Source organism: Niveibacterium sp. 24ML (genome assembly GCF_026586805.1).
GTDB lineage: Bacteria > Pseudomonadota > Gammaproteobacteria > Burkholderiales > Rhodocyclaceae > Niveibacterium.
This window is the reverse complement of sequence record NZ_JAPFHA010000014.1, coordinates 109,708-117,651: the sequence shown is the minus strand read 5'-3', so window position 1 is coordinate 117,651 and position 7,944 is coordinate 109,708. Positions and strand designations below refer to the sequence as shown.

General features: G+C 62.0%; 8 protein-coding genes. 7 read left to right on the top strand and 1 reads right to left on the bottom strand.

Annotated features, from left to right (window positions below; genetic code table 11):
* The first annotated feature begins 158 nt into the window (after positions 1-158).
* The 4 genes from OPU71_RS13285 (at position 159) to OPU71_RS13270 (ending at position 2,986) form a co-directional block, all read left to right on the top strand.
* The gene (locus OPU71_RS13285; protein WP_267728484.1) at positions 159-548 is read left to right on the top strand and encodes a DUF4291 family protein; all 390 of its coding nucleotides are present in this window, start codon (positions 159-161) and stop codon (positions 546-548) included.
* 519 nt (positions 549-1,067) lie between these two features.
* The gene (gene tsaB / locus OPU71_RS13280) at positions 1,068-1,757 is read left to right on the top strand and encodes a tRNA (adenosine(37)-N6)-threonylcarbamoyltransferase complex dimerization subunit type 1 TsaB (RefSeq protein WP_267728483.1); all 690 of its coding nucleotides are present in this window, start codon (positions 1,068-1,070) and stop codon (positions 1,755-1,757) included.
* Positions 1,750-2,214, top strand: coding sequence for a ribosomal protein S18-alanine N-acetyltransferase (rimI, locus tag OPU71_RS13275; protein WP_267728482.1), 465 nt, complete (start codon positions 1,750-1,752; stop codon positions 2,212-2,214). The genes tsaB and rimI overlap by 8 nt, the downstream gene beginning before the upstream one ends.
* On the top strand, positions 2,204-2,986 hold the full coding sequence (locus tag OPU71_RS13270; protein WP_267728481.1) for a uracil-DNA glycosylase: 783 nt from the start codon (positions 2,204-2,206) through the stop codon (positions 2,984-2,986). Before rimI ends, OPU71_RS13270 begins: the two co-directional genes overlap by 11 nt.
* A gap of 9 nt (positions 2,987-2,995) precedes the next feature.
* On the opposite strand, the gene lplT is transcribed toward OPU71_RS13270, so the two are convergent.
* Complete coding sequence (lplT, locus tag OPU71_RS13265) at positions 2,996-4,258, bottom strand: lysophospholipid transporter LplT (protein WP_267728480.1); 1,263 nt, start codon at positions 4,256-4,258, stop codon at positions 2,996-2,998.
* Between the two features lie 224 nt (positions 4,259-4,482).
* Here lplT and OPU71_RS13260 point away from each other — a divergent pair, with 224 nt between their 5' ends.
* The 3 genes from OPU71_RS13260 to radA are packed head-to-tail and all read left to right on the top strand — an operon-like array spanning position 4,483 to position 7,854.
* Entirely contained in the window at positions 4,483-5,406 is a 924-nt protein-coding gene (locus OPU71_RS13260; RefSeq protein WP_420712381.1) for a LysR family transcriptional regulator, read from the top strand.
* Positions 5,399-6,481 (top strand): alanine racemase, encoded by a 1,083-nt coding sequence (gene alr, locus OPU71_RS13255; RefSeq protein WP_267728479.1) that lies wholly within the window; start codon positions 5,399-5,401, stop codon positions 6,479-6,481. The genes OPU71_RS13260 and alr overlap by 8 nt, the downstream gene beginning before the upstream one ends.
* Positions 6,481-7,854, top strand: a complete 1,374-nt coding sequence (gene radA, locus OPU71_RS13250) for a DNA repair protein RadA (RefSeq protein WP_267728478.1) — start codon at positions 6,481-6,483, stop codon at positions 7,852-7,854. Before alr ends, radA begins: the two co-directional genes overlap by 1 nt.
* The last annotated feature ends 90 nt before the right edge of the window (positions 7,855-7,944 follow it).

The following is a 7,944-nucleotide window of genomic DNA, read 5'->3' as shown; positions in this document are numbered from 1 at the left end:
CGTTACATGACGCTGGAAACGCTCGCCGAGGTCGGCGACACTTCCAAACTCAGCCTCTCTGCTGTGGCTGACTGACCATGCAATTCACCATACCGAAGTCGATGACCTTCTGATTGACTCTTACACCACGCGGCGGGACGCGATCGCACAATTGTTTGATGTTTCGTAGCGGGTGGGCAACGAAGCTAGGACTGGAGTGGATTCTGGCTGTTCGATTACGCCGCGAATTCTTTGACACATTGCTTGAGCAGGCCGTGCCGTCGAGTCTGCCGGCGGCATCAAACCAATCCCGTAAAGCGTGGCAAGCAGCGGAAAAAACCTCAGATGTGCGCCTGCAGAGGGATCCCGACCATGATCCCTTCGGCGCGGCTATCGAACGGCGCGCGGTACAGATTGGGCTGCGAGGCCGCAATCTTGAGACCTATGGCAAAAGCGCCATCGTCTCCATTTCGGATATGTCGGACTTCGTACGGACGAAGAGACAGCACGTCACCGAGAACTGCGAGGCCTTGCTGATGCCGGTCGAGCGCATATACGTGCCAGCGTAACAAGCTGGCCACGTTCATTTTGGATGACTCCGCGCCAAGGCGGACGTGGATTCTTGGCAGACTTTTTGGGTCCAACGGCGGCATTGTCTATAACTCACCCATAATGGACGCTTGAGGCGTCGTGGCGGGCCTGCTACAGTTGGACTGCTTCCGGTGCTATGTGATGGCGTTACAGCGATTTTTCGGGTTTTAGATTTTGTTTATTAAATCAAAGGCTTGTATTTTAAATCGTCGGCCTCTCCATCTCCGCCAATTGAAGTCCATCAAACCCGCATTGCGTAGGCTCTGCGGGTTTGTTATTTCGGGCTGCGATTTCCACCAGCTAATGCGTTGACGGCCTGTTGAGATAGCATCTCAGCTTGGGTGGCGAGTATTCTGCGTGTGGCTGTTGTGTGTTGAGGGGGCTCGAAAGGGCTCCTCGCGTCCGCTGGGCCTATTTGGTGACGATCGCTTTGCTGCCGCCGCAGGCGGCAAGCGACAGCATTTTGAGAAATTTGCCCCGAATTCTGGTTCTATTTAATGAATGTTCTTGCAATTGAGTCTTCCACCCGTACTCCAACGATCGCAATCGTAACGGAGGGGCGGATCATTGAGTATGCGCCTTGCGCCGGGGCGGACGCTGTCTTGACGGTGGCTACGGTAGTGGAGGCGTTGGCCTGCGCGAGCGTTTCACTGCAAAGTCTGGATGCGATTGCGTTCGGGAGTGGGCCCGGTGCGTTCACGTCGTTGCGGTCGGCGTGTTCGATCGCGCTGGGTTTGGGGCTCGCGCGTGGTCTGCCGGTGGTGCCGGTGAGCAGTCTCCGTGCGCTGGCAGAGCCCCATCTTTCCAGCGGCGAGCTGGTTGTGGCGTTGGACGCACGCCTGGGGGAAGTCTACTGGGCGCGGGTTTCGGTGGAATGCACGCTTGATGCCGAGCCGAGGTGCTCCACGCCTGAAGTGCTCCGTCAGCATTTGCAACCAGGTGATCGTGCGCTTGGCAATGGCTTCGGCGCTCATGAAGCGGTCTTCGGTGATAGTGCGCCCCTGATCTCGATCGTCGATTCGCTCGCGGTGCCCAAGGCTTCTGCGGTGGCGCGCTTGGCGATGGCCGCCTTAGCTGCGGGCGAGACGTTTGAGCTTCATGATTTGGCGCCCGACTACGTTCGAAACAAGGTCGCCATGACCAAGGTGGAACAACTCGCGGTTCGGAGGCTGAACTCAGTTGCGTGATCTGACCCTGACCGCACGCCCGGTTACCGAGGCCGACCTTGACTGGATTGCGGCATGCGAACAATCCGTCTTGCGTTTTCCGTGGCGACGCAGTGCTTTTGAGGCCTCAATGGCTGCCGGGCATCTTTGTCTGCTTGCACTGGATGGCGCAGTTCCGGCGGGATACTCGGTCTGCATGCGCGTGCTGGACGAACTGCACATTCTGAATATTGTCGTTGCGCCTGACTTTCAGCGGCGTGGGGTTGGCGGATGGTTGCTGGACGAGACAATTTCGCGTGCGGGCGATCTGGCTCACGGGCCGGTGCTGCTTGAAGTGCGGGTGAGTAATGCCGTTGCGCGCCATTTGTATCTGAGCAAGGGCTTTGTCGAAATCGGGATTCGCAAAGACTACTACCCGAGTGACGGCAGGCGAGAGGATGCAGTTGTGATGTGCAAGGAGCGGCAAGTTGCAGTCTGACATTACCCTCGGCTTGCTCGGGTTGGGGCCGCGCTGGGTGTTGCGCGAAGCGGCGAAGGCGGAGCCGGCTGAGGTGCCGCTTGAGCCAACGGTGCCGGCCAGTGCCGAGGCGCAGTTGCCGGATGATCTTGCGGCCACGTCACCGATTGCGCCCGATCCGGCCAGCGCGTTTGTTGCCGGCAGGGCCTTGGATGCTCATCTGGGCGACACTCTGGAAGAGGTTGCCACGCTGGTGTCGGCCTGCCAGCAGTGTGCTTTGCATCAACAGCGTCACTGCGCAGTCGCCGGTGTTGGCGGGCACGCTGCCGAGTGGCTGATTGTTGGTGAGGCGCCCGGAGCTGAAGAAGACGCGAAGGGGGAGCCGTTTGTGGGGCAGGCGGGCAAGTTGCTCGATGCGATGCTTGCGGCGCTCGGCTTGGTGCGTGGCGCGGGTGTCTATATTACTAACGCGGTGAAGTGTCGGCCGCCCAACAACCGGACGCCCGAGCCGGACGAGATTGATGCGTGTTTTCCGTATCTGCGCCGACAGATCGAGTTGATCAAGCCGCGAATCATCGTGGCGCTCGGTCGCCCCGCTGCGCAGGCCTTGCTCAAGCAAGAAGTACGGATCGGCGCGGCGCGAGGAAAGCTGTTTCGCTTCGATGCGATACCGGTCGTGGTGACCTATCACCCGGCGTACTTGCTGCGCAACCCGGAAGAGAAATTCAAGGCCTGGGAAGATTTTTGCTTTGCGCGCGAGGCCTTGCGCGATCAGCCCGCGCGCGCCGAATAGCCGCCAGGATCAGTGGCGGCAGTCTTCAAGCTGGCTGACTGAATCGTACTCGCGCTGGTTGGCTTCGTGCCGCAGCTTGACCAGGAAAATGGTGCCGGCGACGAACATGCCGAACATCACGATCACCGCATGCACCGAGAGCCCGCCCCAGATGAGCAGGGCATAGAGCCCGGTCATGGCGAGGATGCTCAGGTTTTCATTGAAGTTCTGCACCGCGATCGAGTGGCCCGCGCCCATCAGGATGTGGCCGCGATGCTGGAGCAGCGCGTTCATCGGTACCACAAAGAAGCCGGCAAGCGCGCCAATGATGATCATCAGCACCATCGCGAGTTTCAGGTCGTGTACGAACACCATGACGTTTACGATCAAGCCCATCGCAATGCCCAGCGGCAGGACGCTGATCGACTTGCGCAGCGAAATCATGCGCGCAGCCAGCACCGAGCCGACGGCCACGCCGATTGCGAAGACCCCTTGAATCATTGATGCCTTCGAAAGACTCAGGTTCAGGTTCGTCTCGCCCCACTTGATCACGATGAACTGCAAGGTTGCCCCGGCGCCCCAGAACAGGGTGGTGACGGCCAATGAAATCTGGCCAAGGCGATCGCGCCATAGCAATTTGCTGCAGTGGATGAATTCGTGCACCAGATAAACGGGGTTGCTGCGCAGCGGTTTGTGATCGACGCCGGTGTCGGGGATCTTCAGATTGATCAGTGCCGCAATGCCGTAGAGCATGCCGATGATCGAAATCGCCAGCTCGGCCGGGGTGTCGATGCCGGTTTCTAGCCCGGGGATGTCCAGTGCCAGGGCACGCTCAACGAAGCCTGGGTCGATCAGGAAGCCACCCGCGAGTGTGCCGATGACGATTGCGCCGACAGTCAGCCCCTCGATCCAACCGTTCGCAACCACCAGCAGACGCGGTGGGAGCAACTCAGTCAGGATGCCGTACTTTGCCGGCGAGTAGGCTGCCGCGCCAAGGCCCACGATCGCGTAGGCGATCAGCGGATGGACGCCGAAATACATCATGCTGCAACCGAGCATCTTGATGCCGTTGCTGATCAGCATGACTCGCCACTTGGGCATCGAATCGGCGAACGCGCCGACCAGCGCAGCGAGTACGACATACGAAACTGTAAAAAACAGTTTCAATAAAGGTTCGTAGGCGGCGGGGGCTTGCATGTCACGCAGGATCGCGATTGCCGCGATGAGCAGTGCACTGTCGCCAAGCGCAGAAAAGAACTGCGCCGCCATGATGATGTAAAAGCCTCGGGTCATTTATCTCTATTCGTTGGGCCCCGGAGGGACTCGGCTTTATATCACGAACCCATTGCGCGGCCGTGTTGGCGCGATGCGGGAAGCGGCGTCGCTGGCGGCTCCGGCCGATTTGTGATGCAATCGACTATTGCTAAAACCCCAATTTGACGGGCCTCTGGGCGCAACTTGCTGCACTGCATCACGCTGCTGTCATAGTTTGCTGCCGCCCGCCAGGAGCTATCACCATGGCAACCATGGCCGATCGTCGGCTGCAAGTCTTCCTCGCTGTCGCAAAACACCGTTCATTTACTCGTGCCGCCGAGGCCCTGTACATGACACAGCCGGCAGTCACGTTTCAAATCAAGCAGCTTGAAGAGCACTTCAATACGCGTTTGCTCGACCGCGGTTACGGCAAGGTCACCATGACGCCGGCCGGTGAGATCGTGCTCGATTACGCCGAGCGAATCCTCGGCATGAGCGCCGAGATGGAGGATCAGGTCGCCGGCCTGACGCAGGAGCCCAATGGCGTCGTATCGGTCGGCCTGTCGCCCACGATTGCCTCGTACTGGCTGCCTTCCTTGCTGGATGGTTTCAAGCGGCAGTATCCGAAAGTGGTGCCGCGTGTTTTCGTCGGTAACTCGGAATGGGTTGAGCGGCGTGTCGCGGACAAGGAACTGGATGTTGGTCTGGTCGAGATTGAATCTCTCGACGCGGGCATCGAGTGCCGTGAAGTCGGCCGGGACGAGCTCTTCGCCATCGTGCCGCCGGGGCATGTGCTGGCCCGCCATGTGCGGGTGCGCGCCGACGATCTGGTGAGCTTGCCCTTCATCGACCGTGACCCGGGCGCGGCGATTCGCGAGGCGGCCGAGCGATTCTTCCGCGAGGCCGGCTTCCCGCCGGAGAACCTGGATGTGACGGCGGAGCTTTCCAGCCTCTCGACGATCAAGCATCTGGTGCAGCAAGGGGTTGGGTTCGCGATTGCCGCGCGCGCGTCGATCGACAAGGACATCCAGTCCGGCCGGCTGGTCGCCTTGCCGCTGGAGCCGCAACTCTACGAAACCATTTCGGTGCTGCTGCCCAAAGACAAGTTCCGTTCGCGCGTGGTGACCATTTTTGCCGACTTCGCGACCGAACACCTCAAGGCGAAAGGCCTGCAACGCGATGCCTAGACCGATTCGCGTCACGGTCGATCCAGCCGCTTTTCGTGCGAACTACCTGCGGGCCAAGGCCGCCGCGCCGGCCTCGCGCGCGTGGGCAGTCATCAAGGCTGACGCGTACGGTCATGGCCTGCTGCGCTGCGCGAAGGCGGCCGCGCCGGTGGCGGACGGGTTTGCGATGCTCGACTTCGCCGAGGCTGAGGCCTTGCGTGCCGCCGGCATCGATCACCCCTTGCTGATGCTCGAAGGTGCATTCGACGCGGCCGACACCCGCCTTGCCGGGCGCTTGCGCCTGGGGCTGACCGTGCATGACCGCGAGCAGATCCGCATGCTTGAAACCGAGTCGCTCGATCAGCCGATTGAGGTCTTCCTCAAGTTGAATACCGGGATGAATCGTCTCGGCTTTGCGCCCGAGCAAGCCCTTGCCCTGGTGTCGCGCTTGAAGGGCGCCCGCAACGTGGCCAATGTGACCTTGATGACGCACTTTGCCCGCGCCGACGACGAAGCGGGTATTGCCACGCAACTCGCGCGTTTTGATGCCGCGTGCGACTCCCTGAACCTGCCCCATAGCGTGGCCAATTCGGCCGCCATCCTGCGCTTCCCGGAAGCGGCGCGCGACTGGGTGCGCCCCGGCATCATGCTTTACGGCGGATCGCCGATGCCTGCCTTGGCCAGCGCCGAATCACTCGGCCTTCGGCCCGCCATGCACTTCGAGTCCCGCTTGATCGCGGTGCAGTCACTTTCACCGGGCGAGGCGGTCGGCTACGGCGGCCGCTTCGTGGCGGAGCGGCCGACGCGCGTGGGCATTGTGGCGTGTGGCTACGCCGACGGTTATCCGCGCCATGCGCCCACCGGCACGCCGATCCTGGTTGCCGGGCGGCGTACGCAGACGCTTGGGCGGGTTTCGATGGACATGCTGGCGTGTGACATCACCGATATTCCCGATGCAGCGGTCGGGGCCGAGGTGGTGCTCTGGGGGCGCGGCCTGCCCGCGGACGAAGTGGCAGCGGCAGCCGGCACGATCAGCTACGAGTTGTTCTGCGCGATCGCCAAGCGCGTACCGGTGTCGGTGACCGAAGCGCCCTGATGGCCAAGCTCAAGACGGTTTACCAGTGCAGCGACTGCGGTGGGCAGGCGCCACGCTGGCAGGGGCAATGCCCGGCGTGCGGGCAGTGGAACACACTGGTCGAAACGGTTGCGGCGCCGGCTGGTGCTGCCAGCAGCCGGTTTGCGGCGCTCGCCGGTGAGGTCAGCCAGATCAAGAAGCTCGCCGACTTCACACCGCAAGCGCATTCGCGCCTTGCGACCGGCATCGACGAATTCGACCGGGTGCTGGGCGGTGGCCTGGTGGCGGGTGGCGTCGTGCTGATTGGCGGTGATCCCGGGATCGGGAAGTCGACGCTGCTGCTTCAGGCGCTTGCGTCGATGTCGGTGCATTGCCGTGCGGTGTATGTCAGCGGTGAAGAATCGGGCGAGCAGGTGGCCTTGCGCGCGCAGCGGCTGCAACTCGAAGCCTCAGCGCTGGAAATGCTGCCCGAGATCAATCTTGAGCGGATCATCGAAACCCTGCGGGTGCAGAAGCCCCGGCTGGCTGTGATTGATTCGATCCAGACGCTGTACTCCGAGGCCCTTCAATCGGCGCCCGGATCGGTGGCCCAGGTGCGCGAATGCGCTGCACAACTGACCCGTTACGCCAAGCAAAGCGGCTGTGCGCTGGTGCTGGTGGGGCATGTGACCAAGGACGGGTCGCTTGCCGGCCCGCGGGTGCTTGAACACATCGTCGATGCGGTCTTGTACTTCGAGGGCGATACGCAGTCGAGCTTCCGCCTGGTGCGCGCGTTTAAGAATCGCTTTGGCGCGGTCAATGAACTGGGCGTATTTGCCATGACGGAGCGGGGCTTGCGTGGCGTGAGCAACCCGTCGGCGATCTTCCTCTCGCAGCACGAGCAAGATGTCTCGGGCGCCTGCGTGCTGGTGACGCAGGAGGGGACGCGGCCGCTGCTCGTTGAGGTGCAAGCCCTGGTGGACCCGGCCCATGCGCCAAACCCGCGCCGGCTTTGCGTGGGGCTGGAGCAGAACCGTCTTGCGATGCTGCTCGCGGTGCTGCATCGCCATGCGGGCGTGATGTGCGCCGATCAGGACGTATTCGTCAATGCCGTGGGCGGGGTAAGGATCGGCGAGCCCGCGGCAGACCTTGCCGTGTGTCTGGCGATCGTATCGTCCCTGCGCAACAAGCCCCTCAGGCGCGATCTGGCGATGTTCGGCGAACTGGGCCTGGCGGGCGAGATTCGCCCTGCGCCGCGCGGGCAGGAGCGCTTGCGAGAAGCCGCCAAGCTGGGCTTCAAGATCGCCCTGGTCCCCAAGGCGAACATGCCCAAGCAGGCCATCGCGGGCCTTGAGGTGATCGGCGTCGACCGGGTTGAGGATGCCATTGCCAAAGCGCGCGATCTGGAAGCCTGAGCGCGGGCACAAGCGGCCTGCCCTTCCACGTGCAATGCGTGGCTGATTTGATCTGGCGGGTGTCGTCGGCGCCCCGTCGCGATTAGAATC

Bases quoted from the DNA above. Each gene is read 5' to 3' on its own strand.
- OPU71_RS13260 (WP_420712381.1), top strand. From the start codon at position 4,483: ATGGCAACCATGGCCGATCGTCGGCTGCAAGTCTTCCTCGCTGTCGCA.
- alr (WP_267728479.1), top strand. From the start codon at position 5,399: ATGCCTAGACCGATTCGCGTCACGGTCGATCCAGCCGCTTTTCGTGCG.
- radA (WP_267728478.1), top strand. From the start codon at position 6,481: ATGGCCAAGCTCAAGACGGTTTACCAGTGCAGCGACTGCGGTGGGCAG.
- tsaB (WP_267728483.1), top strand. From the start codon at position 1,068: ATGAATGTTCTTGCAATTGAGTCTTCCACCCGTACTCCAACGATCGCA.
- OPU71_RS13285 (WP_267728484.1), top strand. From the start codon at position 159: ATGTTTCGTAGCGGGTGGGCAACGAAGCTAGGACTGGAGTGGATTCTG.
- lplT (WP_267728480.1), bottom strand. From the start codon at position 4,258: ATGACCCGAGGCTTTTACATCATCATGGCGGCGCAGTTCTTTTCTGCG.